Source organism: Eubacterium pyruvativorans (assembly GCF_900102225.1).
In the GTDB taxonomy this organism is placed as follows: domain Bacteria; phylum Bacillota; class Clostridia; order Peptostreptococcales; family Anaerovoracaceae; genus Aminicella; species Aminicella pyruvativorans.
The window spans coordinates 63,088-88,570 of the sequence record NZ_FNBF01000006.1; the positions used below are offsets into that span (position 1 = coordinate 63,088).

23 protein-coding genes and 1 riboswitch are annotated in these 25,483 nt (G+C 56.5%); of the genes, 4 read left to right on the forward strand and 19 right to left on the reverse strand.

Going from position 1 to position 25,483, the window contains the following annotated elements:
- Window positions 1-38: 38 nt before the first annotated feature.
- Window positions 39-1,073 (reverse strand): FAD:protein FMN transferase, encoded by a 1,035-nt coding sequence (locus tag BLQ24_RS03650; protein ID WP_090162776.1) that lies wholly within the window; start codon window positions 1,071-1,073, stop codon window positions 39-41.
- 99 nt (window positions 1,074-1,172) lie between these two features.
- Here BLQ24_RS03650 and BLQ24_RS03655 point away from each other — a divergent pair, with 99 nt between their 5' ends.
- Both BLQ24_RS03655 and BLQ24_RS03660 read left to right on the forward strand, forming a co-directional pair.
- Window positions 1,173-1,607: a NusG domain II-containing protein gene (locus tag BLQ24_RS03655; RefSeq protein WP_090162778.1), complete on the forward strand. Its 435-nt coding sequence runs from the start codon at window positions 1,173-1,175 to the stop codon at window positions 1,605-1,607.
- Window positions 1,594-2,139, forward strand: coding sequence for a Gx transporter family protein (locus BLQ24_RS03660; protein WP_090162780.1), 546 nt, complete (start codon window positions 1,594-1,596; stop codon window positions 2,137-2,139). The genes BLQ24_RS03655 and BLQ24_RS03660 overlap by 14 nt, the downstream gene beginning before the upstream one ends.
- An 896-nt stretch (window positions 2,140-3,035) precedes the next feature.
- Here BLQ24_RS03660 and BLQ24_RS03665 read toward each other — a convergent pair.
- The 12 genes from BLQ24_RS03665 to serS form a co-directional block, all read right to left on the reverse strand.
- A complete protein-coding gene (locus tag BLQ24_RS03665; protein ID WP_090162782.1) occupies window positions 3,036-3,974 on the reverse strand; it encodes a putative manganese-dependent inorganic diphosphatase in 939 nt (312 codons plus the stop codon).
- A 220-nt stretch (window positions 3,975-4,194) separates the two neighbouring features.
- Window positions 4,195-5,145: an alpha/beta hydrolase gene (locus tag BLQ24_RS03670; RefSeq protein ID WP_090162784.1), complete on the reverse strand. Its 951-nt coding sequence runs from the start codon at window positions 5,143-5,145 to the stop codon at window positions 4,195-4,197.
- Window positions 5,146-5,220: 75 nt separating this feature from the next.
- On the reverse strand, window positions 5,221-6,072 hold the full coding sequence (locus BLQ24_RS03675) for an MBL fold metallo-hydrolase (RefSeq protein ID WP_163427759.1): 852 nt from the start codon (window positions 6,070-6,072) through the stop codon (window positions 5,221-5,223).
- Between the two features lie 158 nt (window positions 6,073-6,230).
- A complete protein-coding gene (locus tag BLQ24_RS03680) occupies window positions 6,231-7,103 on the reverse strand; it encodes an RnfABCDGE type electron transport complex subunit B (RefSeq protein WP_173327743.1) in 873 nt (290 codons plus the stop codon).
- A gap of 16 nt (window positions 7,104-7,119) precedes the next feature.
- Window positions 7,120-7,704, reverse strand: a complete 585-nt coding sequence (locus tag BLQ24_RS03685; RefSeq protein WP_090162788.1) for an electron transport complex protein RnfA — start codon at window positions 7,702-7,704, stop codon at window positions 7,120-7,122.
- A 6-nt stretch (window positions 7,705-7,710) separates the two neighbouring features.
- Window positions 7,711-8,388 carry an electron transport complex subunit RsxE gene (gene rsxE / locus BLQ24_RS03690; RefSeq protein ID WP_090162790.1) on the reverse strand — a complete coding sequence of 226 codons (678 nt, stop codon included), beginning with the start codon at window positions 8,386-8,388 and terminating at the stop codon, window positions 7,711-7,713.
- On the reverse strand, window positions 8,388-8,957 hold the full coding sequence (locus BLQ24_RS03695; RefSeq protein ID WP_090162793.1) for an RnfABCDGE type electron transport complex subunit G: 570 nt from the start codon (window positions 8,955-8,957) through the stop codon (window positions 8,388-8,390). Before BLQ24_RS03695 ends, rsxE begins: the two co-directional genes overlap by 1 nt.
- Window positions 8,957-9,952, reverse strand: coding sequence for an RnfABCDGE type electron transport complex subunit D (locus BLQ24_RS03700; protein ID WP_090162795.1), 996 nt, complete (start codon window positions 9,950-9,952; stop codon window positions 8,957-8,959). Before BLQ24_RS03700 ends, BLQ24_RS03695 begins: the two co-directional genes overlap by 1 nt.
- Window positions 9,952-11,268, reverse strand: coding sequence for an electron transport complex subunit RsxC (rsxC, locus tag BLQ24_RS03705; RefSeq protein ID WP_090162797.1), 1,317 nt, complete (start codon window positions 11,266-11,268; stop codon window positions 9,952-9,954). Before rsxC ends, BLQ24_RS03700 begins: the two co-directional genes overlap by 1 nt.
- Window positions 11,269-11,459: 191 nt before the next feature.
- Entirely contained in the window at window positions 11,460-12,950 is a 1,491-nt protein-coding gene (locus tag BLQ24_RS03710; protein WP_090162799.1) for an aminotransferase class I/II-fold pyridoxal phosphate-dependent enzyme, read from the reverse strand.
- 25 nt (window positions 12,951-12,975) lie between these two features.
- Entirely contained in the window at window positions 12,976-14,523 is a 1,548-nt protein-coding gene (gene cls, locus BLQ24_RS03715) for a cardiolipin synthase (protein WP_242869577.1), read from the reverse strand.
- Between the two features lie 142 nt (window positions 14,524-14,665).
- On the reverse strand, window positions 14,666-15,949 hold the full coding sequence (gene serS / locus BLQ24_RS03720) for a serine--tRNA ligase (protein WP_090162801.1): 1,284 nt from the start codon (window positions 15,947-15,949) through the stop codon (window positions 14,666-14,668).
- A gap of 190 nt (window positions 15,950-16,139) precedes the next feature.
- Here serS and BLQ24_RS03725 point away from each other — a divergent pair, with 190 nt between their 5' ends.
- The gene (locus BLQ24_RS03725; protein ID WP_090162802.1) at window positions 16,140-16,727 is read left to right on the forward strand and encodes a 5-formyltetrahydrofolate cyclo-ligase; all 588 of its coding nucleotides are present in this window, start codon (window positions 16,140-16,142) and stop codon (window positions 16,725-16,727) included.
- Window positions 16,728-16,770: 43 nt separating this feature from the next.
- Here BLQ24_RS03725 and BLQ24_RS03730 read toward each other — a convergent pair whose 3' ends face one another.
- The 6 genes from BLQ24_RS03730 to BLQ24_RS03755 all read right to left on the reverse strand — a co-directional run bounded on the left by BLQ24_RS03730 (window position 16,771) and on the right by BLQ24_RS03755 (window position 23,722).
- The gene (locus BLQ24_RS03730) at window positions 16,771-18,102 is read right to left on the reverse strand and encodes a bifunctional folylpolyglutamate synthase/dihydrofolate synthase (RefSeq protein WP_090162804.1); all 1,332 of its coding nucleotides are present in this window, start codon (window positions 18,100-18,102) and stop codon (window positions 16,771-16,773) included.
- Window positions 18,103-18,146: 44 nt separating this feature from the next.
- Entirely contained in the window at window positions 18,147-18,701 is a 555-nt protein-coding gene (locus tag BLQ24_RS03735) for a folate family ECF transporter S component (protein ID WP_090162806.1), read from the reverse strand.
- A 93-nt stretch (window positions 18,702-18,794) separates the two neighbouring features.
- Window positions 18,795-18,892, reverse strand: a riboswitch (THF riboswitch).
- Window positions 18,893-18,978: 86 nt separating this feature from the next.
- The gene (locus BLQ24_RS03740; protein ID WP_090162808.1) at window positions 18,979-19,845 is read right to left on the reverse strand and encodes a bifunctional 5,10-methylenetetrahydrofolate dehydrogenase/5,10-methenyltetrahydrofolate cyclohydrolase; all 867 of its coding nucleotides are present in this window, start codon (window positions 19,843-19,845) and stop codon (window positions 18,979-18,981) included.
- Window position 19,846: 1 nt separating this feature from the next.
- Window positions 19,847-20,485 (reverse strand): cyclodeaminase/cyclohydrolase family protein, encoded by a 639-nt coding sequence (locus BLQ24_RS03745; protein WP_090162810.1) that lies wholly within the window; start codon window positions 20,483-20,485, stop codon window positions 19,847-19,849.
- 81 nt (window positions 20,486-20,566) lie between these two features.
- Complete coding sequence (locus tag BLQ24_RS03750) at window positions 20,567-22,243, reverse strand: formate--tetrahydrofolate ligase (RefSeq protein WP_173452365.1); 1,677 nt, start codon at window positions 22,241-22,243, stop codon at window positions 20,567-20,569.
- Between the two features lie 153 nt (window positions 22,244-22,396).
- Window positions 22,397-23,722 carry a bifunctional folylpolyglutamate synthase/dihydrofolate synthase gene (locus BLQ24_RS03755; RefSeq protein ID WP_173327747.1) on the reverse strand — a complete coding sequence of 442 codons (1,326 nt, stop codon included), beginning with the start codon at window positions 23,720-23,722 and terminating at the stop codon, window positions 22,397-22,399.
- Window positions 23,723-23,932: 210 nt separating this feature from the next.
- Here BLQ24_RS03755 and BLQ24_RS03760 point away from each other — a divergent pair, with 210 nt between their 5' ends.
- Entirely contained in the window at window positions 23,933-25,441 is a 1,509-nt protein-coding gene (locus tag BLQ24_RS03760; protein WP_090162814.1) for a histidine kinase, read from the forward strand.
- The last annotated feature ends 42 nt before the right edge of the window (window positions 25,442-25,483 follow it).

Genomic DNA, 25,483 nt, shown 5'->3' on the forward strand with positions numbered 1-25,483 from the left:
CGAATCCTCCGCCTCTTCATCAACCGCTTGATCCACCCCTATTCCGCCGGCTGAAACGCCATGTTCTTCGACTTCGTGACCTTGTACTTCCGGTCCACAATCAACACCTTGTACGACGGGAAGTGCTTCTTCATGAAGCGCAGCGCATCCTGCTTCCCGAGAATCAGGCAGGTGGTGGCCAGGGCGTCGCAGTTGGCGGAGCGTCCGTCCGGGGCCACGACGGTCACCCCCAGAATGTCTGTATTCACCGGCCGCCCGGTCTTCGGATCCAGGATGTGATGATAAAGCTTCCCGTTCTTCCGGAAGTACCGCTCGTAAACCCCGGAAGTCACCAGCGTGGCGTCCTTCACTTTCGTGGACCCCACGATCTCACTGCGGTCCGAGAACGGCCGGTCAATGCCCACATTGAAACTTTCCCCGTTCTTCGACCCGATGCAGACGATGTTGCCTCCCAGGCTGATAATGCCGGAGGACACCTTCCACTTCTGCTTCAGATACCGGGCCACCCGGTCCGCAATATACCCCTTCGCTATACCGCCCAGGTCCACTTCCCCCTTCGCTGTTCCCATGGACACCCGGTTTCCGCTGATCCGAATCTGCCGGTAGTCAATGTACTTCACAGCCTGTTCCAGCTGCCGGTCCGTCGGCACTGCGTGCTTTTCCGCATGAAAATCATACAGATCTTCCGCTTTTCCGACCGTGATATCGAATGTTCCCTTTGTCAAATCCCCGAACCGGATGCCATCCCGGAGCACTTCCAGGGTCACATCGGACACCCTAACCGGTTTTCCTGCGGCGTGATTGATCTTCCAGATATCACTGCCCTTCACGGTCTTCGACAGCGTATCCTCATAATACGAACACTGCCGGAAAGCCCCGCGGATCGCCTTCTCCGCCCGGTCTTCCGACATGCCTTCCATGTCATAGATCGTGATGTCGCAGACCGTGTCGAAGTAGTAGCTTTCCTTCGTGACCGGTTCTGTCTTCCCGCAGCCCGCCAGGGGCAGAGCCAGCCCCAGAGTGAGACAAAAAATCACCAGCAAGCTCCCGATTTTCCTTCTGTTTCCCCGCATATTTCCCTCTTCCTGTTTGCAGATTGACCCGGCCTTCCCGGTCAGACAATAATATCTGATTATACCATATCCCGCCGCAAGTATGCTATAATCACCCTTATGAATCAAAGACCGGAAAATCGAAAACCGAATATATCAGAACCCACCACCTGGCAGTTCCTCCGGAGAAGCATCCGGAAAGCGGATATCGTCCTCTTCCTGGTCCTTCTCCTTCTCGGAATCGCTCTGGCTGCAGCGTCCCTGCTGGGCCGGAGCCGGGGTGCGGAAGCCGTGATCCGGGTGAACGGAGAAATCTACGGCAGTTATCCGCTGTCCGTCAGCCGAACCATTACGATCCGCCGGGGCAGCCACCGGAATGTGGTCAGGATCCGGAACGGAAAGGTGTTCATGGCCTCCGCTTCCTGCCACAATCAGATCTGCGTACATCACAAGCCCATCAGCGAGACCAATCAGAGCATCGTCTGCCTGCCGAACCGGGTCAGCGTGGAAATCCGGGCTGCGGGAAAGGAGGGAAAGATCGATGTCTATTCGTAATACCGGCGGCGCCTCTCCCCGGGACCACAGCGCCCGTCGAACGAAGCGTCTCACCACAGGAGCCATGTTCGCCGCTCTGGCGCTGATCTTTTCCTACATTGAATTTCTCATCCCGGTTAATATCGGCATCCCCGGCATAAAGCTGGGTTTCGCCAATCTGGTGATCATCATCGCCCTGTATGAAATGGACTTCCGCTATGCGCTGGCCATCAATCTGGTGCGCATCGGCCTTTCGGGGCTGCTGTTCAGCGGCGTGTTCGCCATGCTGTACTCACTGGCCGGAGGACTGACCTCCCTGCTGGTCATGGCGCTGCTCCGCAGAACCGGCCGGTTCTCTATAATCGGCGTCAGCATGGCCGCCGGTGTCGCCCACAACTTCGGACAGCTGATTGTGGCAGCGCTGGTCATCGAGAATGCGAAAATGTTCATCTACTTTCCGGTGCTGGTATTCTCCGGCATGGCCGCCGGCATCGGGATCGGCATTCTGGCAGCGGTGCTGGACCGGAAGGTGCCGAAGCAGCTTTTCCGGTAGCGGGGCGGGCGGCAGGCGGCGGGCGGCCAAGTACAGAATACCAAGCACAGGCGGGCGAGTACAGGCGGGCGAATGATGGGGTTCGGACGACCGGGCGGGTGCGGATTCCAATTTTTTTCAGAATCCGCACCTTCAAACTTCTGTTTTCGGCCAGCCATGAAGGCGACCGGATAATCGCAGGTGCGGAAATCCGAAAAATCCTGTTTTCGCACCTGGCCGCTTCGTGCACGCATCGATTGATCGGTTGCTTTTTTTCAGCGGCCGCATAACCATTCAATTTCGCTTGAAAGTATGCACATATCAAAACGAATTTCCTGCCCGATGGACACTTCAGAATGATGTTTTCGATGTGATCTAATATTCATTCAAATAGAAGTATATTTTCACACTCTCCACAGAGTGCGAAAATACGTTTTCGCCTCATTCCGCACCTTCGTGCGAACAAGGAATAGATTACTCAAGATTTAATTTTATTTTCGCACCCTGGCCCGGCGTAATACAGATGCGAAAACAGGGAAAAGCTCCATTCCGCACCTTCCATCATTATTCAATCACGCTTCGTATACACTCTCCCCTTCCATTTCCATGCATCAGTATTAACATCACGGTTTGTATACAATCCACTGCCCGTCCACTGCTCGGCCCCTACTCGTCCACTGCCCGTCCACTGCCCGTCCACTGCTCGGCCACTGCCACCCGTATCCTGGCCCAACTGTTGCGGCACACGTACCACGCTGCCCCATATCCCCCGCATCTCGGTTTCACGCACGCCGCACATTCCCCCGCATGCTCCAGTCTCACACGAAAAAAAAAAGAGGCCGCCGCCCCGAAACGGTTTTCACCGTTCAAGGCAGCAGCCCCATCATCATCTGTATCCGTGTTTCGAATGCCGCAGCCTAACCCAGCGCCTCCAGAACCGGCGGAATCATCTGCTTCTTCCGGCTGACAACGCCCTCCAGCAGCATGCCGTCTTCGCCTTCTTCCTTCTTCTGGCCGAAGGCCTTCTCCAGCGTAGCTTCTGCCTGGTCACCGGCAAAGATCACGTAACTGCTCTGCTCCCGGATATCCGTCAGCATCAGGAATACCATGGCTGTGCCGTCCTTCGCCAGTGTTTCCGGCAGATATGGCAGCAGCATATCCTTTGCCTTCTGCAGGTTCGCCGGGCTCATGAAGCTGGCCTGGCCCACACCGAATTTCATACCGTCATGCTCGAAGATCTTGAAATCGCTGTAGCAGATATCCTCTGCCGTCTTCCCGTCCAGATTCTCACCGGCCTCGAACATGCCTTCCGCCAGCTGATCCGCATCCACACCGGCGATCTCCGCCAGTTTCTTTCCGGCCGCCACATCCGCATCGGTGCAGGTCGGGGAACGGAATGCCAGAGTATCGGACAGGATTGCGCTCAGCAGAATGCCGGCGATCTGTTCCGGAATTTCCACACCTGCTTCGTCATACATCTTCGTCAGGATCGTGCAGGTGCATCCCAGCGGCTCACAGCGGAAATAGATCGGCGCAATGGTCTGAATGTCACCGATCTTGTGGTGGTCTACCACTTCCACCAGCTCCGCATTCTCGAAACCGTTCACGGCCTGGGCTGTCTCATTGTGGTCCACCAGGATCACTTTCCGACCAGAAGCGTCTTCCACCAGTTCCGGCGCCTCGATGCCGAAACGCTTCAGAACATAAGCGGTCTCCGGGCTGATCTCGCCGGCTCTGCCTGCCACATAGTGATCCCCTGCAGTCTGGTTTTTCAGGTAGGTGTAGGCGACGGAAGAACAGATGGAATCGGTATCCGGGTTCTTGTGTCCTGTTACAATGATTTTCTCTTCACTCATAGTATTACCTCTCTTATGATCGACGCAGCTCCCGCCCTCTTCTGCAGGATCTGACCGAATCCGCCGGCGCCTCCGCCGGCAGCAGTTCACAATATACTCCGATTATTTTACCCCAGCAGAGCAGGCTTGTAAAGAACCCTCCCGGCGCTGACCCATGCATCCCCCGGCGCAGGCATGCATCTCCCGGCGCTGACCCATGCATCCCCCCGGCTAAGACGCATCACACCTCACAGCCCAGTGTCCGCCCGAAGAAATCCAGAATCCGTTCTCTCGTTTCTTCCTGGAAGAATTCCCGGGATCCGTGGCCCCCGTGACGGACCGTCAGATATTCCGCCCGGTTCTCCAGCCCGGCCGCCCGGACCGCATCGTACAGCCGGTCCCCGGAAATTTCCGCAGGCACCACCGGGTCGTTGTCCCCGTGCAAAATCAGCAGGGGACACATCCGGTCCGTAATATGGTGAAGCGGGCTCATCTCCCGGGCCATTCTCCGGATCTCCTCCGGCGGCTCGCTCCCGTTCAGTCCCAGCAGTTTTCCGGCGTGACTGTCCTTCGGCCTGGATACCCGGGACTTCGGAAATGCGTTTGGAGACAGTTCGTAGTCGATCAGCCTTTCCAGATCCACCGGGCCGAACAGGTCGCAGCAGGCCCGGACCGCCGGAAGCCCGTCCCGCCCCGGCATCTCCCCGGTTCCCGGAAGCATCTCATTCAGACCCAGCCATACGGCGAAATACGCCCCCGCCGACCGTCCCATCACACCGATCCGGGACCGGTCAATCCGGTATTCCCCTGCATGCTCCCCCAGGAACCGGAGAGCGGATGCGGCATCCTCCAGCTGGCCGGGCAGGTGTGCCTGTGCAGATGTCCGGTAACTCACCGAAACCACCACATAACCCGCCCGGGCGAGGAAAGCCATTTCACCGTTCATGAAATTCCGCTCCACGTGGGTCCAGCCCCCTCCGGGAAACCACAGAATGCAAGGCTTCCGGGACACATCCTCCTCCGGATCCTCCGGCCGGTAGACCCGCTTCGCATCCCGCCATCCGCTTTCCATCATCACCGACAGCAGAAGAGGCCGGGCCGCACCATCCGGCCCCGGCGGCGCCGAAAACAGGATGTCGTCATACACCACAATGATATTGTTTTTTTCTCCCGGATCGATGGATCCCCGCATTCCGCTCCTCCTTTTCTTAATGGACAAAAAACGATCGGAAGGGCGCTCATTTTTTTGTCCTCCGGAAACGCCGGACTAAATTTCAAAGGTCTCTCCGGTGGTGAGCTGGTGCATTACCTCATCCCCCAGATATTTCTCCATGAGATGGAAGCCCATCGGGCCGGTGCAGTGGCCGGTCCAGATCGCTCCCACCCTGCGGCGTCGCAGGAACTGGGCCAGCCGCTGAATCTCCTGCTCGGTGTAGAGGCAGAACATGGGATTCGGATCTACGCCCCGCATGTGAAGGCCGCCCACGAAGGCCGACACCGGCTGCCCCGGAAAGGCGGCATTCACTTCTTCAATGACCACTTCCAGGCCGCTGTGGGTACAGCTGTTGAACACTGCCAGGCCTTTTTCGGTTTCCATGACCAGACTCATTTCGTGGGAAAAGTCGTCCGGGATCATCTCGTCCCCGGATTTGCGGAACATCTTCACCCGGACGCCGATCCGGTCCAGTCCCGGGGCGGTGTGGGGGAGAAGCCAGACCCCTTCGGTGATTTTTGTTTTTTCACGGACATAGCGGATTCGGTCACTGAAGTGTTCCCTTAGTTCGTCCGGAATGCCGATGTACTCCGGTTCTCCGGAGGCTGCGGAATAGTATTTCGCCCCGGCATGATCCATCATGAACAGCGGTGCGTGATCATTCTCCCGGAAAAACGCTGCGAATCCCCCGGAGTGGTCGAAATGGCCATGGCTCAAGAAGGCCGTGTCCACTTCCTGCAGGGGTATGTTCAGCAGTTTTGCATTCTGGATGAAACGGTCGGAGCCGCCGGAATCCAGCAGATACTTCCGGCCGCTGTGTTCGATATACAGGCTGAGACCGTGCTCGCAGGCGAGCCCTTCCGGCCGGTCACCCGCCGTATTCTCAATCAGTACTGTGACTTTCATATCCTCCCTCTCCTTTCGATTTCCGGTCATTTCTTTCCCGTTCCTCCCTCCGGCCGGAAAGACGGGACAACAGTCAAAAAAAGCCGGGACCAACGGTCCCGGCTTCTGATCACGATTCTCAGGAATCGCCAGCGGCCTTCCGCGGGCCGTTGTTATGGTTATGCCTGTGCAGCTTCCTGCTTCGGGGCCTCTGCCGCAGCAGCAGCCGCCTTCGCTTTCTTCGCCACATTTGCAACCAGTCTCATGTTGATGATGTTGCCGGTCGGGCACTCCTTCTCACACATACCGCAGTTCTTGCACTTCTCCGGATCGATGTAAGACAGGTTATCATTGACATGGACTGCGTCGAACTTGCAGACCTTCTCGCACTTCTTGCAGCCGATGCAGGCATTGGAGCATGCCTTCATGGCCTGGCCGCCCTTGTCCTTGTTGGAGCAGCGTACGAAGACCAGGTTCTTCTCCGGTGCCAGCCGGATCAGATGATTCGGGCATGCCTTCACGCAGGCACCGCAGCTGGTGCAGGTATCTCTGTTGACCCAGGCCACACCGTCTCTGACGTGGATGGAATCGAACTGGCAGGCGTCCACACAGTCCCCCAGTCCCAGACACCCGTAGGTGCAGGCGTTCAGACCGCCGAACACGGACTTCGCAGCCTTGCAGGACTTCAGGTCTGTATACTCCATGACCTTCTTCGAAGCACCGTTGACACCGTTGCACATAACAACGGCTACCTGGCGCTCTTCATCCCCGGCGGAAACGCCCAGGATCCCTGCGATCTTCTCTGCCACAGCCGGTCCGCCGACTGCACAGCGGTTGCACGGCAGATCATGATCTCCAGCCAGTGCGTTGGCATAGTCATCGCATCCTGCGAATCCGCATCCGCCGCAGTTCGCACCCGGCAGCTCCGCACGGATTGCCGCCGCTGTCTCGTCAACTGCCACGTAGAATACTTTCGATGCGAAGGACAGAACCGCCGCGGCAACGAAGCCCACCGCCACTACGAGTATTACAGGAATTACTATAGAACTCATTCTGTTCCTCCTTCATTTATGAGAACATGCCGCTGAAGCCCATGAAGCTCAGGGACATGATCGCTGCAGCTGTAAGTACAATCGGGAATCCCCTCCAGGACTCCGGAATGTGGGAATCATCAGCGAACTTTGTTCTGACACCCGCCATGAGCATCATGCCCAGCATGTAGCCGACGCCGGCGCCGAATGCGTTCAGCAGGGATTCCAGATAGTTATAGTTGCTGTCGATGTTAGAGATACAAACACCGAGTACCGCACAGTTCGTTGTGATCAGCGGCAGGTATACACCCAGCGCTGTGTACAGAGACGGCATGCTCTTCTTCATGAACATTTCGATCAGCTGTACCAGGAACGCAATGACCAGGATGAAGACCACCGTCTGCAGATAACCGATGTTGAAGTGATTCAGCACCTGCATGATCGGCCATGTGGCAGCCGTAGCAACCACCATGACGAAGACGACGGCGTATCCCATGCCCTTGGCGGAATCCAGATCCTTCGATACACCCAGGAACGGGCAGATACCGAGGAACTGGGCCAGCGGATAGTTATTTACCAGCACCATGCTGATAACGATTACAACCAGTGATGATATTGACATATCCCGTTACGCCTCCTTCTTCTTCTGTTTCAGTTCCTGCGCTTCACGGAACAGGTCTGTTTCACCAACCGTCTCTCTGATCTTGGACTTGTCTCTGGTCAGATAGTGGACAGAAGCCATTACCAGAGCGAATACGAAGAATCCGCCCGGAGCCAGATTGAAGATGCCCATGCCCGGGATGAACTTGGACAGGATAGGAATGCCCAGCCAGGTGCCCGCACCGATCAGCTCACGGATGGAACCCATGATGGTCAGCGTCAGCGTGAAGCCAAGACCCATGCCGATACCATCCAGTGCGGAATCCACAATGCCGTGCTTATTCGCAAACATCTCGGCTCTTCCCAGGATGATACAGTTTACAACGATCAGCGGGATATACAGTCCCAGAGCGGCATACAGTGCCTGAACATAGGCCTGCAGCAGCAGCTGGACAACAGTTACGAATCCGGCGATCACAACGATGTAGCACGGGATTCTGACCTTGTCCGGAATGACTTTCCGCAGCATTGAAATTACGATATTCGCACAGATGAGTACTGCCATGGTGGACAGGCCCATTCCGATTCCGTTCTGTACGGAGGAAGTGGTCGCCAGCGTCGGGCAGGTTCCCAATACCAGAACCAGGGACGGATTCTCCTTGATGAGACCGTTGGTCAGGTACCGCAGTTTGCTTTCCTTAGCCATTACTTGACACCTCCCATTAACTTGTACTGATCCAGAGCGCAGTAGACGCCGTAGTGAATCGCACTGCCGGTTACAGACGCACCGGTGATGGTCTGAACAGAATCATCCGACTTGATGTTCGTAGACTTCAGCTTGTCCAGTCCCTTGTACTGGTTCAGATGATCCGGCTCCATATCCTTCGTTCCGACACCCGGGGTATCCGAGTGGTTCGTCACACTGACACCGGTGATCTTTCCGTTCTTGTCGATACCGACCATCATGGTCAGAAGACCGCCGAAGGACTTCGTCTTCACGGTGCAAACGATACCGGACTTATTGTTGGCTGTGTAGCACTCATCAACGTAGACCTTGCCCGCTTCCTCTACCTTCAGCTTGCCGTCATACTTCGTGAAAGAGTCTGCCTGAGAGAGAAGCTCCGTTCTCGTCTTGTCCGCAGCAGCCTTCGTGTTCTTGATGATAATCGGGTTCGCTACACTGTAGGTCAGAGCCAGGAGGGTTGTTACCACCAGGCAGATCACCACCAGTACCACTACCGGCTTGATATATTCATCATAGGTATTGTTTTTCATTACTTCTCACCTCCGAATCTCTTTCTGAAGTGACGCTCTTCCACATACTTGTCAATCAGCGGTGTTGCCACGTTCATGAACAGGATTGCGAAAGAAACACCTTCCGGATAGGAGCACATCAGACGAATTACCATCGTCACAGCACCGCATCCGATACCGTAGATGAGCTTCGCGGACTTCATGTTCGGGGAAGTGGCATAGTCTGTCGCACAGAATACCGCTCCGAACATGGCACCGCCGCCCAGTACATGGTACATAGCCATGTGCAGTGCGCTGTAGTCTCCGCCCTTCACACCGTAGTAGATCAGTGCGATGACGAAGATCGTTGCGATCATGGAGCACGGAATGATCGGGCTGATGATCTTCTTCCAGATCAGAATGATAAGACCGATGAGAATGGCAACTGCACTGACTTCACCCATGGCACCGCCGGTGAAACCGAGGGCCATGTCACTGAGTGCCGGCAGGTTCTTCGGTGTTGCGCCCAGATTCACGAAGGACATCGGTGTCGCACCTGTGGCTGCATCCACAGCCGGATGAACCTTCGAAACCGGCCAGGTGGTCATCTGTGTTGTGAAGGACAGCAGCAGAACGATACGTCCCACGATCGCCGGGTTGGCAAAGTTTCTGCCGATGCCGCCGAACAGCTGCTTCGCCACAACAATCGCTGTGAAGCAGCCGATAATCGCCATCCAGAACGGGAAGTTGGACGGCATATTGAATGCCAGGATCACACCTGTAACACAGGCGGAGAAATCACCTACGGTGATATCCTTGTGCATTAACTTCTCGTAACCCCATTCGAAGAAAGCACATGCCGCCACGCAGACGATGGTCAGCAGAGCGGATCTCACTCCGAAGTTTACGATACTCATGATGAACGCAGGGGCCAGTGCGATCAGCACCCACTGCATTGTTTTCGCAGTATCCAGCTTGGTGACAATATGAGGTGCTGAAGATACTGATAATGTTCCGGTCAATGATTTATTATCCATTACTTCTTCGACGCCTCCTTAACCAGTCCTTTCGCCAGCGTGTTCATGAAACTCAGCGGGCGGTGCGCAGGGCAGATGAATGAGCAGCTGCCGCAGCCCATACACTGCATGATTGCATACTTATTCAAAACGTCCACGTCCTTGTGGAGATAGGCGTCTGCGAACTTCATCGGCATCAGACCGAACGGGCATGCCTCGTGGCATCTTCCGCAGTTAATGCACGGTGTTTCGTCCGGAATGAACGCCTGGGACTCATCGAATACCAGGATGGCGTTGTTGTTCTTCACCAGGGAAATCTCGTCTGTGATCGTCGCACGGCCCATCATCGGTCCGCCCATGATGATCTTCTTCGGCGTTCCCTTGTATCCGCCGCAGAAATCGATGATATCCTTCACCGGTGTGCCGAACAGACCCATGACATTCTTCGGGTTCTGCACTGCATTGCCGTCCACAGTGACTCTTCTCTGAATCAGCGGCATACCGTCTCTGAAATACTGTCCCAGGAAAGCGACAGAAGAAACGTTGGAAACCACAACGCCCACATCCGCCGGCAGAACGCCTGCATCGCAGACACGGCCCGTAACTTCCTGAATCAGTACACGCTCTGCTCCCTTCGGGTATCTGGACAGAAGCGGGAACACATGCAGATTGTCAATTCCCTGCTCCTTGATCATTCCCTGCAGCTTGGCAATCGCATCCGGCTTATTCTCCTCGATGCCGATGTATCCTTCCTTCATGCCCATCCACTTCACGATCGCCTTCGCACCGTCGATGACATCCTGTGGTGCTTCCAGCATCGTTCTATGGTCTGATGTGATGAACGGCTCACACTCTGCGCCGTTGACAATCAGCGTATCAACTTCGTCCAGATTCTTCGGGCTGAACTTGACATGTGCCGGGAAAGACGCACCGCCCATGCCGGCGAGGCCGCTGTCCCTGACTGCCTTCACAAAACTCTGGAAATCTGTGATTTCCGGGGCCTTGATGCCCTCCCACGGGGTCTGCTTTCCGTCTGTCTCAATAACGATCCGGGTATCATACCCGCCGTTTGCAGAACGAATCGTGTCGATCCCCGTAACTGTTCCAGACACGCTCGAATAAATAGGTGCACTCACGAAAGCATCCGTGTCACCGATCAGCTGGCCAACTTTCACCTCATCGCCCTTCTGAACGACAGGATCGCATGGCTTACCAATATGCTGGGAAAGCGGAATTCTCACCACAGCAGGTACTGGCATGATTTCGGTTTCACAAGCAGCCGTGTTCTTATAATGACCGGCATTAATGCTTGGCAAATGCTTAGCATTAGAACTCATCTCTGAAACCTTCCTTTCCTAAAAAAATACTTAATAATTATTCCGACAGATAACCATACGCATACATTATACATCGGTTTATAAAAAAAAGCACGGCAAATCAGCCGTGCCCATCACCTTAATCACACCGGAACCGCAGAAATCTAACACATTCCTAACACATTGGCACATCGTGCACCAAAAAAAGTACATCACTTCATCCCGCAGTACACTGTCCAGCCGCCGTTTTCTGCCGGATCCCTCCGGATGCCCATCACTTCTTCTCCCCGCTCCAGGCATCCCCGGACCGCTTCCAGCGCCGCCTCCGTCATCACTTCCCCCGGGCATACCGCCGGGATTCCCGGGGGATAGGGCGTCACCTGTCTGCCGCAGACCCTTCCTGCCGCCCGGTCCAGAGCCACCCATTCGCACTGCGTCGGAATGTCCCGCTGCTCCAGCCGGAAGGAACCGGGGACAAAACCGGCCGCATTTCCGTCCGTCCCCCCCGCCTTCCCGGCCGCCGCAATCTCTTCCAGTGCGCGAAGCAGCCGTTCGTAATCCCGGCGCTCGTTCCCGATTCCGGAAAGACACATCACGAAATTCCCCGATGCCATCTCACACACAATTTCCCGCCGTTCCAGTTCCGCCGCCAGCTGCTGTCCGTTCAGCCCCCGGCGGCTCATATCCAGGTCGATCTTCGTCCGGTCCAGCATCGGGTGTTCCAGCACCCTGAGCCCGGGGATCCGCTTCGCCCGGGGCAGGAACCAGTCCAGATCCCCTGCCCACCTTCGGACCAGCCCCTCTCCCCGGTGCTCCGTGATTTCCCCGTTCACAGCCAGAGACAGCATCATCAGATAGGAGGGGCTGCTGCTCTCGAACTTCTCCAGCACATTTCCGAACACATCCGGATCCACCCGGTCTCCGTTCAGGTTCACCAGCGCCGTCTGGGTGAAGGAGGCCATGGTCTTGTGGGTACTGTCGATGACAATGTCCGCCCCGCAGTTTTCCGCCGCATACCGGCTTCCCTCCACCCGGTCGAAAAGAACCTGGTGGGCGCCGTGGGCCTGGTCCACAATCAGGATTGCTCCCCATCGGTGGGCCGTCTCCGCCAGGCGCCGGATGTCACTGCGGATTCCGTAATAATTCGGGCTGGTGACGATCAGCGCTGCGGCCTCCGGCATTTCCCGGAACCCACGCTCCGCTTCCTCCGGGGTCAGCGGGCCGCTGATCCCTTCCGGCAGCACTTCCGGATACACCCAACTGGTTTTCGCCCCGGCCATCTCCAGACCGTTAAACACGGCCTTGTGACAGTTCCGGGCCGTCAGGAAAACCGGCCGGATCTGCCGGGCCGCATAGTAAATTGCGGCTTCCAGACCGCAGCTGGACCCGTTCACCAGAGGAAAACTGGCACGGACGCCGTAGATCCGCCGGTACTGCTCCGACATTTCCCGGAGCACGCCCCCTTCTTCCTGATGAAACAGATTGTCCGCCCCCGGAATTTCTGTAATATCCAGATCCGGGAGCTCCCCCAGAAGTTCCCCGTATCCCAGTTTCCGAAAAAAACGGGCCCCCTTGTGACCGGGCATATGAAACCGGACCGGGCCCCGGGCGGCGTAGCCGCCCAGGAAGCGCCCCAGGGCGCTTCCTGCCGCCGAAGCGGCGGCCCGGTCCGGCGGTCGTTTTTCGCTTTGTTTTTTTTGCATACTGGTACCCTCCCCTGGACGGCGGTCAGAACAGCGGGCTGAAGATCCGGAAGAAGAACGCCGCCATCGTGCCGAACGGATGCTTTTTCAAATCGTCCTTCCGGACCTGCCGGCTCCGGCGCAGGGTCTCCCGGCAGTCGGCCGACAGATCCCGGATCACGCTTTCGGTCTCCGTGAAGAGACAGCCGCACTCGAAATGAAGGTAGAAACTGCGGTAGTCGAAGTTGATGGTGCCCACCACGGCCACCTGATCGTCACTCAGACAGCATTTTGCATGAATGAACCCCGGGGTATATTCGTAGATCTTCACTCCCGCCTCCATCAGGCTCCGGTAGTAGGAACGGGTGATGGCAAAGATGAGCGGCTTGTCCGGGATGCCCGGCGTGACAATCCGCACATCCACCCCTCTCTTCGCCGCCAGCCGGAGGGCCCGCTCCATATCGTCGTCGATGATCAGATACGGCGTGTAAATATAGACATAATGACGGGCCTGGTTCAGGATATCGATGTAAGTGTTTTCCCCGGTCTGTTCGTCGTCCAGCGGGCTGTCGGAGAAAGGCTGGATCATGCCGTCCGACGGGAAAGGTTCCGGATGCCACACGTGGGGCCGGTACATGCTGAAGTCGGCGTCGTCTTCCGAGAAGGCATTCCACATGGTCAGGAACATCACGGTCAGGTTCCAGACCCCTTCCCCTTCCAGCCTGACACCGGCATCTTTCCAGTGGCCGAACCGGACGATGCGGTTCACGTACTCGTCCGCCACATTGGCTCCTCCCGTGTAGCCCACCCAGCCGTCAATAACGGAAATCTTCCGGTGGTCCCGGTTGTTATAGACCAGGGAGAGGAAGGGCTTCACGGTGTTGAATGCCATGACCCGGATGCCGTCCGCCTTCAGATCCCGCTGAATGTGCCGGGGGATGTGATGGATGCTGCCGATGTCATCGTAGATCAGACGGACATCCACGCCGGAAGCGGCCTTTTCCTTCAGAATGGCATAGATGGCGTCCCAGAGTTCTCCTCGAGATACAATGAAATACTCCAGAAAGATGAAGTGTTCCGCATGTTTCAGGTCTTCCAGCATATCCCGGAACATGGTATCCCCCACCGGATAGTAGCGGGCGGTGGTGTGATCCCAGGCCGGGAATCCGGCCCAGCGGTTGAGATACCGGATTGTGCCCCGGCGCCTCCGGTCCCGGATCCCGGCGATGTCGGACTGCTGTTTCAGTTCCTGCCGGCTGCGGACATCCGCATCGCCGATTCTCCGGCTCAGGGTCCGGGAACGGCGGCTCATGCCGAAAAGCAGGAACAGCATGACCCCCATTTCCGGGAAGATGGCCATGCCCAGGATCATGCCGATCTTGTATTCCGGATTGGCGGGGCGCCAGATAATGTACAGGGCAAACAGCACCGACACGGCCCGAAATCCCATGTTGATCCAAGTGGCATAGGCTGCGAACCGGTAGATGATGAAGCCGAAGTACATAACCTGGGCCAGGAACAGCACCACGATGATGGTGAGGCGATTGAATATGGATGTGAAAATCTTTGAGAATATGCTTCGAAATCTGTCCATCCCGACGCCGGTATTTCGCCGGCCCGCCTCCTTTCAAAAAGGCCGAAGGAATCATCGATCCATCCGGCCTTTCGTTATCTGATGTTCATTTTCCGTCCGCCTGCCTGGTTGTTCTTTGTCCGGAAACGCAGGCCAGATCAGGCTACTTCTGCGGCGCCTCGATCTTCTCCAGACCGCCCATGTACGGACGCAGCACCTCCGGGATGACCACGCTGCCGTCGGCCTGCTGGTAATTCTCCAGAACCGCCGCCGTGCATCTGCCCACCGCCAGGCCAGAGCCGTTCAGCGCATGGACGAATTCCGGCTTGCCGCCGTCTCTGCGGAAGCGCATGTTCATTCTTCTCGCCTGGAAGTCGGTGTCGTTGGAGCAGGAAGAAATCTCCACGTATCTGCCGTAGCTCGGCATCCAGACTTCAATGTCGTAGGTCATGGCTGCGCCGAATCCCAGGTCGCCGGAGCACAGTCTGACCACGTGGTACGGCAGGCCCAGTTTCTGGAGCAGTGCCTCTGCGTCGTTGGTGAGTTTCTCCAGTTCATCCCAGGAATCCTCCGGCTTGCAGATCTTCACCATCTCCACCTTATTGAACTGGTGCTGCCGGATGATGCCCCTCGTGTCTCTGCCGGCGGAACCCGCTTCCGCCCGGAAGCAAGGTGTATATGCCGTCAGATACATCGGCAGCTCCGATTCGTCCAGGATTTCGTCGGAGTGCAGGTTCGTCAGCGGCACTTCTGCCGTCGGGATCAGGTAGTAATCCCGCTTGTTCAGGCGGAACATGTCCTCTTCAAATTTCGGCAGCTGGCCGGAACCGGTCATGGTCTTCACATTGGCCATGAACGGCGGCAGGATCTCGGTATACCCCTGCTCATAGATATGTGTATCCAGGAAGAAATTCGTCAGAGCTCTCTCCAGTCTGGCGCCCAGTCCCTTATAAACCGTGAACCGTGCGCCGGTCAGCTTGGAAGCCCGGTCGAAATCCAGGATGTCCAGATCCGTTCCAATGTCCCAGTGCGCCTTCGGCTCGAAGTCGAAGGTCGTCGGTTCCTTGAACTTGCGGATCTCCACATTCTCTGTATCGTCCTTTCCGAACGGCACCAGCTCATGCGGTGTGTTCGGGATGTTCAGCATGACTTCATGCAGCTCGTCCTCGATTTCGGAAAGTCTGCCGTCCATTTCCTTGATTTCCTGGGACAGCTGCTTCATCTCCGCCATCACAGCGGAAGTGTCCTCTCCGGCCTTCTTCATCTTCGGGATCTCTCTGGAAACGGTGTTCTGCTTGTTCTTCTTCGCCTCCACGTCAGCCAGCAGGGCTCTTCTCTTCTCGTCCAGTTCCTTCGCCTTCTCCAGACCGAAACTGCCCTTGCCGCGGAATTCGACTCTTTCCTTCACGTGTTCATAGTCTTCTCTGATTCGCTTGATGTCCAGCATATTCTCAACTCCATTCCCCGCCGGAGCGGATGATCCGATTTTTTTGGGTTAGCATGGCCGCGCTGATGCAGCACCCCATATATATTTCAATATTATATTACAAAAAGCCGGAAACTTTCAACGGATTTGCCCGGTTTTTCTGTTATGCTGTAGGAAAAGGCGGGATGACCCGCCGGGAAAGGAGATTACTATGTCTGATCACCCGCAGCTGAAGGAAATGAAGAAAAAGATCCGCACCGAAGCGAAGGCCCTGGCCGCATCTCTGGCCCCGGAATACCGCAGGTCCGCCAGCGATGCCGTCTTCCGGGCGGTCACGGCGATGCCGGAGTACCGGGAGGCAGAAACCATCTTCTGCTTCGTCAGCATGCCTTCCGAGGTCGACACGCACCCTCTGATCCGGGATGCACTGACAAAGAATAAGCGGGTATGCGTTCCGAAATGTCTCTCCCTCGGACATATGGAAGCATACCCGATCACCTCCATGGAAAAAGATCTGGAACCGGGCACCTGGAATATTCCCGAACCCCGGGAAGGGATTCTTCCGGTTTCGCCGGAAGAACTGGACCTGGTGATCGTTCCCTGCTGCGCCGCCGCCCCGGACGGAAGGCGGCTGGGCTTCGGCGGCGGTTTCTACGACCGCTTCCTGCTGCGGACGGATGCCTTCCGGGCGCTGATCTGCTACGGCCGGCTGCTCCGGGAGGATATCCCGACAGGGGAATACGATCTTCGGATGGATGCGGTGATTTCCGAACAGGGCGTCCTTCGTCCGGGCATTTAGCGACGCAGTCGGGCACAGGTCACCCCCTGCCCATCCACGCAGGTCAGCGGACCCCGTACTGTTTCCGCACATAGGTCCGGACTTCCCCGATATAGTACAGGGAGCCGAAGGCCACGATCACCGGCTCTTCACCGGCGGACGTTCTGCGGCGGGCCGTTTCCACTGCGGCATCCACCGCCTCCGGCACAGAAGCGTACGCCTCCGCCGGAGATCCCCCTTCCCGAAGGCGGGCTGCCAGATCCGCCCCCGGAAGTGCCCGATGGCTTTCCGGCGTGACGCAGAAGAACTGCTCCGCCAGCGGCCGGACCAGACGGAACATGGTGTCATAATCCTTGTCCGCCAGCACACCGGCCACAAACAGAAGTTTCTTCTCCGGGAACAGTTTCTGAAGCCCCCGGACCAGGGAGCCCACGCCGTCCGGGTTATGAGCCCCGTCGATGATCATCAGCGGGTTTTCCATGAGACGCTCGAAGCGGCCCGGCCACCGGGCTGCTTCCATGCCCCGTTCCAGCGCCGGTTCCGGGATCTTCCAGCCCCTCCTCTTCATGGTCTCCAGCGCTGTCAGCGCCAGCACTGCATTTCCGACCTGATATTCTCCCAGCATTCCGATATGGATTTCCTTTTCGGCCGGATCATTCTCCGGGGAAGGCCGGAACCGGAAGCGCTGGCCGTGAAGATCCGAGGACAGAATACGCACGTTCTCCAGATCGGCGAAGGTCAGCGGAACGGATCTTTTCCTTCCTTCCCGGACCAGCACTGCCGCCGCTTCTTCCTCCTGGGGCCAGGAAACGCAGGGTGTTCCCTGCTTCATGATGCCCGCCTTCTCCCAGGCGATTTCTCCCAGCGTGTTTCCCAGGAAATTCATGTGATCCATGCCCAGCTTCGTAATGATGCTTACCTCCGGATGGCGGATAATGTTCGTAGCATCCAGACGGCCGCCCATGCCCACTTCCAGCACAACGATGTCGCACTGCCTCTCCAGAAAATACAGAAAGGCCACGGCAGTCACCATCTCGAAGATCGTGGGTGCCGTACTCCCATCTTTCTCCATCTGCTCCACCGCATCCCGGACCCGGGTGGTAATGCGGGCCAGCTCCTCATTTCCGATGCTTTCACCGTTCACCCGGATGCGCTCGTTGAACTGCTCCAGGAACGGGGAAGTATACAGCCCGGTGCGGTACCCTGCCGCCCGGAGCACGCTGTCCATGTAAGCCGCCGTAGATCCCTTCCCGTTCGTCCCTGCGATATGTACATATTTCAACTGATCCTGGGGATTCCCCAGCCGCTCCATCAGTTCCGTCACAGGTCCCAGCCCCGGGCGGGTCTCCGAATATTTCGGTGCGTTCAGAAATTCTACTGCCTCTTCATAGGTCATCAATTTGCTTTTCCTCCCCGTTTCCTTTTACAAAAAGTATTCTTCTATGCCCGTTCGCCGAACAGACGGAAGATGCCGGCCCGCTCCAGTCCCTTCAGCACGGCAAACAGCACGGCGGTCTGAATCGGCCACATGATGATATTCTTCAGTGCTCTGGCCGGGAAGATGACATAGAAAGCCTGGCCGTACAGAATAGTCAGCCACAGGGTGTTCATCACCATGTCCACCAGCAGCATGACGATGAGAGTAGCAACCAGTGTCCGCTTCAGAGAAAGCGGTTTCCGGTAGAGAAGAGCCCCCATGATCAGCCCCTGCACTGCGGCGGAGAGGGTGAATCCCGGAAAGAAGGCGCCTGTCGGCTTCATCATGTAATTGATGATGTCCATGGAAGCGCCCAGCACCGGCGCTGCCACCGGTCCGAACAGATAAGCACACACCGAAACCGGCACAGACGTGAATGTGATCTTCAGGAAATCACCGATCTGGATCGTGAAATACCCCAGAATAATGGAGACAGCCCCCAGCATGGCGCAGGTGGTCAGCGTGCGGATGTCCCGCAGACTGCGGGCGGAACTGTGAAAAATACCTTTTTCTTTCATATACGTACCTCCTGTACGTTCAACAGCTACACCAGAGGTACGAAAAGGGGTGCGTCGAGTTTCACTCTCCGCACCCCGGTCATACAGCAGTGTTGCAGCGGGATGCGATCTGTATACCGCAAGCCTTCGCTTTTCGCCCGGCGGCAACTCCCCGTCCGCCCGGTACTTCACGCATACAGATCTACTCTAAATCCGACTTTCGTCGTCAACACTATATTAGTAATGTTTCGTTAGTTATCATACCACAAAAACAAGCAATATCCATACGAAAATTGACTTATTTCCGGCGGGAACCCTGTGCCCGCTCCGCAGCCTCCACCACATGCTTCATCAGAATGCTGGTGGTGACGGTGCCGACGCCGCCGGGCACCGGTGTAATACTGTGCACCACCGGCTCCGCATCTTCGAAGACCACGTCCCCTTTCATCTTTCCTTCCTCGTCGAAATTGATGGCCACATCGATGACTGTCTGCTTCGGGTTCAGGAATTCCTTCGTAACAGTTCCGATATGCCCCGCCGCCGCAATGAGAATATCCGCCCGGCGGCAGATCTCGTCCATCTTCACCGTTTTCGTGTGACAGATCGTCACAGTGGCATTTTCCCGGAGCAGCATCATGGCCACCGGCTTTCCGATCACCTGGCTCCTGCCGATGACCGCCGCATTCTTTCCCCGAAGCGGAATGTGGTAGTGCCGGAGAATCTCCATACAGGCCTCCGCCGTGCAAGGCGGGTAACCTTTGTCCTCCGTCCCGGCATACACACCGGCCTGGGAGATATCCGTGATGCCGTCCACATCCTTCTCCGGGGCCAGCTCGTTTCGGACAGCCTCATCGTCAATCTGGGGCGGCAGCGGGCGGAACAGCAGCACCCCGTGGATCTGATCATCCCGGTTGATCTTCCTGATCTCCTCCAGCAGTGCATCCTGGGTCATATCCGCCGGAAACACGAACTGCTTCACGGTGACGCCGACCTTTTCGGCCCGCTTCATTGCCCCCCGCTCATAGGCCAGATCATCCGGCCGTTCCCCCAGCCGGACGATCCCCAGCACCGGTTCCGTACCCTGCTCCCGGAGCATCCGGGTCCGCCGGGCCAGATCCTCGTTCAGGGAACGGGTTACTTCTGCGCCCTTCAAAATTTCCGCCATATCACGCCTCCTTCCGGAACTGCTGCAGAACCATTTCACTGATCCGGTCCGCCTTCTGCGTATAAACCCGGATCATCTCCTCCGCCCGGGCATTCAGCTCTGCGGCCCGCTCCCGGTTTTTCATGGACTTCGTGTTGATGAACACATTCAGACTGGCGCCGCCCAGTGCCGCCCGGAGCATCATGGCCGAGACTCCGGCGTCACTGATGGCGATCTTCGTGCCTTTTTCGGCAAAATCTTCCGTCACATCGATCGCCTCACAGCATTTCTCCATGATCTGCATCGGCACGCTGCAGGCGTCCTCCAGGCAGCGCTCCATTACTTCCGCCTTCCTGGCCCGTTCTTCTTCCGTTTCCTTCGGCAGGCCGTACGCCCGGGACAGGGGTTCGAACGCCTCCGCATCCGCCTGCACCAGATCCAGAAGTTCCCCCTGAATCCGTTCCGCCCGGCCCATCAGTTCCGTGATGTCTCCCTGGACGTCGGCGTATTTCTTCTTTCCCGTGGTCAGAGAACCTACCATATTCCCCAGTGCCATGCCGATGGCGCCCACCAGCGCCGACGCACCGCCGCCTCCGGGCACCGGTGCCTTCGACGCCAGCACTTCCACGAATTCCTTCGCCTTCAGTTCTGTAAATATCATTTCCGCCCTCCGTCGATCTGCTGCTGTGAAAAAAGACGGGGCGGCAGAACGCCCCATCCCGTTTCTTTTTGTCCGTTCCTCTTAGAACAGTCCCGAAATTCTTCCCGTGCTGTCCACGTCGATCTTCTCCGCCGCCGGCACCTTCGGCAGACCCGGCATGGTCATGATATCCCCGGTGAGGGCGACGATGAATCCCGCACCGGCACTGATCTTCAGATTGCGGATTGTGATCCGGAATCCGGAAGGCGCTCCCAGCAGCTTCGGGTTATCCGAGAAGCTGTACTGGGTCTTCGCTACGCAGATCGGCGTGGCGCCGAAGCCCAGCTCCGTCAGTTCCTTCATCTGTTTCTTCGCCCCCGGCGTGAAGTCCACACCGTCTGCGTGATAGATCTTCTTCGCAATATCATTCAGCTTCTCTTCGATGCTGTCGTTTACGTCATAGGAGAAGGAGAAATCATTCGGTTCCTCGCAGAGGCGAACCACCTCTTCTGCCAGTGCGACGCCGCCTTCTCCGCCCTTCGCCCATACTTCGGACAGAGCCACATTCACACCCAGCTCTCGGCACTTCGCCTCCACCAGGTCCAGTTCCGCCTTCGTGTCCGTCGGGAATGCATTGATCGCCACCACCACCGGCAGTTTATAGACTTCCTTCATATTCCGGAGGTGCTGCAGCAGATTCGGCATTCCCTTCTCCAGTGCCTCCAGATTCTCCTCGTTCAGATCCGCCTTCGCCACGCCGCCGTGATACTTCAGCGCCCGAACCGTAGCCACCAGCACCACGGCACTCGGATGAAGTCCCGCCATCCGGCACTTGATATCGAAGAACTTCTCTGCGCCCAGATCCGCAGCGAATCCGGCCTCCGTCACCACATAGTCTCCGAATTTCAGCGCCATCCGGGTCGCCATGACGGAGTTGCAGCCATGGGCGATATTGGCAAACGGACCGCCATGGATGAATGCCGGATTGTGCTCCAGCGTCTGTACCAGATTCGGCTTCAGCGCATCCTTCAGCAGCGCCGTCATGGCACCCTGGGCCTTCAGGTCCGCCGCCGTCACCGGCCGGTTGTCATAGGTGTACCCGACGACAATCCGGGCAATCCGGGCCTTCAGATCGTCAATATCCGATGCGAGACAAAGAATCGCCATAATCTCACTGGCGACGGTGATGTCGTAGCCATCCTCCCGCGGAACACCCTGCATCCGGCCGCCCAGGCCGTCCACAATATGGCGGAGCTGCCGGTCATTCATGTCCACACACCGCTTCCAGGTGATCTTCTTCGGGTCGATGCCCAGCGCATTCCCCTGCTGAATGTGATTGTCCAGCATTGCAGCCAGAAGGTTGTTCGCCGCACCGATCGCATGCATATCGCCGGTGAAGTGCAGGTTGATGTCCTCCATCGGAACCACCTGCGCATAGCCGCCGCCGGCCGCACCGCCCTTGATGCCGAACACAGGTCCCAGGGACGGCTCCCGGAGGGCAGCCACCGCTTTCTTTCCGATCCGGTTCAGTCCGTCGGTCAGGCCCACGGAAGTGGTGGTTTTCCCTTCCCCTGCCGGCGTCGGTGTAATGGCTGTCACCAGAATCAGCTTTCCGTCCGGCTGTCCGGCCTTCTCCCTCAGAATGTTATAGTCGATCTTCGCCTTGAACTTTCCGTAGTTCTCCACGTAGTCATCGCTGATGCCCAGACGGTCGGCGATCACATTGATCTTCTCCGGCGTATTCTCCTGGGCGATCTGAATATCGGATTTGATTTCCATGGGTGATTCCTCCTGTTCTTCTCCTGCGCAGCTGCACATCCGGTCCGTTCGGACGGATTTTCAAACGAATTCCGATTTCTCGTACTCTTTTTGCATGTAATCTGATTATACCGCAAATGACGGCGGATTCGTTCTCTTTTCCGGAATAATCATTCACGAAAATTGATGCATCGTTTCTCTGACGCACGATTTTTCCTGAAATGCCCGTTCCACGCTTCGAATCAGGGAGAATGATCCGAAGCAGCAGATAATTTCGTCACGATAGGACCTGCGGCATTTCTCCAGTGCTTCCGAAACGGAAGGAAATGCCTCCGCATCGTACCCTTTCTCCCGCAGCTTTTCTGCCACATAGGAACCCGGAACCACTTGATTTCCTTCCGGCGTGACAGCGAGGACGCGCTTCGTAATCGGCCCCAGTTCCATGAACATCTCCATCATCGTCTGATCCGAAAAGTTCGCCCGGACGAAACCGGCAACGAATGTGATCTGACGTGCAGGAAACATGGTATCCAGCGATTCGTACAGTACCTCTGCCAGTTCCTCATTCTTTGCATTATCAATGATCACCAGCGGCTTCCGGTTCACCACAGTGAGCTGTCCGTCCAGCCGGGTCTCTGCCAGACCCTCCGCCACAACGTTGTTTCCCCGATTCCAGCCGTGCTTCGCTGCCAGATAGCGAAAGACATCCACGGCCAGTGCCGCATTATATGCCTGATAATCTCCGAAAAACGGGATTTTCATAACAGGATCGTCTCCCAGCTGGACTCGCTGCCCGTCCTGCAGGCTGCCCAGCAGAGCGACATCCTCCGGCTGGACGAAGTGAAGCGGCGCATTTTTTTCTTCGCAGACCCGCTCCAGTACGCTCCGGGCCTCCGTTTCCTGCATCCAGGAAAACACCGGGATCCCCTCCCGAACGACACCTGCCTTCGCTTCGGTAATATCAGTCAGGGTATTCCCCAGCCTGCTGAAATGGAAATAGGAAATCCGTGTGACCACCGTCGCCTCCGGCTCCGGTATCACATTTGTGGCATCCTCACCCCCGCCCAGATTCGCCTCCATGATCACAATGTCCGGGCGATTTTCCCGGAAATACAGAAATGACAGTGCCACAAACAGTTCATAAATCGTCGGTGTTTCACCGCCGGCCCGGCGCAATTCGTCCACCGCCTCCCGAAGGACTTCTGTCAGCTCCCCCAGGGTTTCTTCCGGAATGGGCATGTCTCCGATACAGATTCTTTCCCGGATCGACCGGAAATAATGAGCGGTGAACAGACCCGTTCTGATACCTGCCCGCTGCAGCAGGCTCTTCAGAAAAGCGCCCGTAGCCCACTTCCAGTCCGTTCCCACAATGTGGATGTATTTCAAACTCTCCTGCGGATCGCCCAGAAGGTGAAGTAACTCCCGGATGGTATGCAATCCCGGCTTCGTCGCCAGGAACTCCGGAGAATGGAGATATTCCATCGCCTGCTCATAATCCATACACTGCTCCTCCATAGCCGCACTGGTACAACTCTCTTTTTTCCTCGATTATACCATCTTCTCCGATCTTTTCGTTTCTCTCCGCCATGTCATTATTGATCAATCTTGATCAATTCCGGATAGTCTTCGCAAATCTTGACAACCGATGATAAAATATCAAAAAATAAGCATGATGTGAAAAGGACGATACGATTGCGAAAGGAGGGGAACATGAGACAGGAAACGGAATGGGGTTACATTGACTGGGAGTACCTTCCCGAAAAGGACGAAGAGAACCGCTGGATGAGCGTCGGGATTACAACAATTCTCCCCGGAAGCACCCAGTCTCCCCATGTACATTACGGGCACGAACAATTTCTGTATGTTCTGGAGGGGACCGGTATTTCCAGGATCAACGGGGAAGAGGCCCGGATCCATCCGGGTATGTACCGGGCTATCCGCCCGAATTCCATTCATGAAGTCATCAATACCGGAGAGATCCCTCTTCGGGAAATATTGATCTCAGTACCCGTTCCTCTTCAAGTTTCTCCCGGACCCACCGGTCCGGTCAGTTGGCAGGCCTACGATCCCGGTCAGAACGACCGGCTCCGTCATCTTCTGTACAATGCTGTCAGTGAACTGAAACCCCGGCTGCTGAACGACATATGCATTCCTTTTTGTCTGTATGACAAAAAGAAGCAGATTGTTCTGCACAATGCCTCCTACCCCGAACTCTGCCACAAGTGCTGCAATCCCGCATTTCATCCCGAAGCGTGTGCGTGCTATTCCGCATCCCTTACCAATGCCGCTCCGGAGGAGAATCACTACGTCTTCACCTGTTCGAAGCAGATGAAATGCTATCTCATGCCTATCCGGCTCGGGGACAGGATGATCGGTGTACTGCGGGGCGGACAGCACTATTCTTCGCCGAACCCCGCCGGCGGGCAGAGCGAAAACTATGATACGCCGCGCAGCACAGAGCAGGGAATCCTTCATGTGATGGAGCAGATTCAAAACAGCATACAGAGTTACTGCATGATGTGTTCTTCAATATCGAAGCTGGAAGACCAGAAGCATCTGCTGAACGCAAGTGCCCAGGAGAACACGGCACTGAAAAAGAATCTGAATGAAGTACAGGAAAAGATCACAAATCTGAAAATCAATCACCATTTTCTGTTCAACACGCTGAACAGTATGGCAGCCATGGCATTGACCGGAGACCGCTATGACCTCTATACCAGCATCGTCAATCTTTCAAAGATGTTCCGGTACACCATGGTCACAGACATGAAAATGGTGTCCCTGAAACGGGAAATCGAATACCTGCAGACCTATCTGAGTCTCCAGAAACTGCGGTACGGCGACGGTCTCCGGATCGAATACAACATCGACGATCACTGCCTGAACACCCCTGTTCCGTTTAATTTCCTGCAGCCCATCGTCGAGAACGCATTCACCCACGGATTCATGTCTTACGATTACGAAAAGTACGTCTGCATTAACGTGGCGCCGAAGCAGGAGAATATCTGCATTGAAGTCATCAACAACGGGATTCCGCCGGGACTTGCGGAACTGAAGCAGATCCGGGAAGGCTGGGCATCCCATTCCGGTCATGGTCTTTCACTGATCTACGACAAGCTGCAATATTCATTCGCAGGACAGTTCTCCATGGACATCCGCATTCTGAAAGGCGGAAAGACCTGCATACTTCTGCAGATTCCGATCACCACCGGATCATGAGAATTTTCATTTTTCTGATCCCCGTTCGTTTCATCTTTCTGT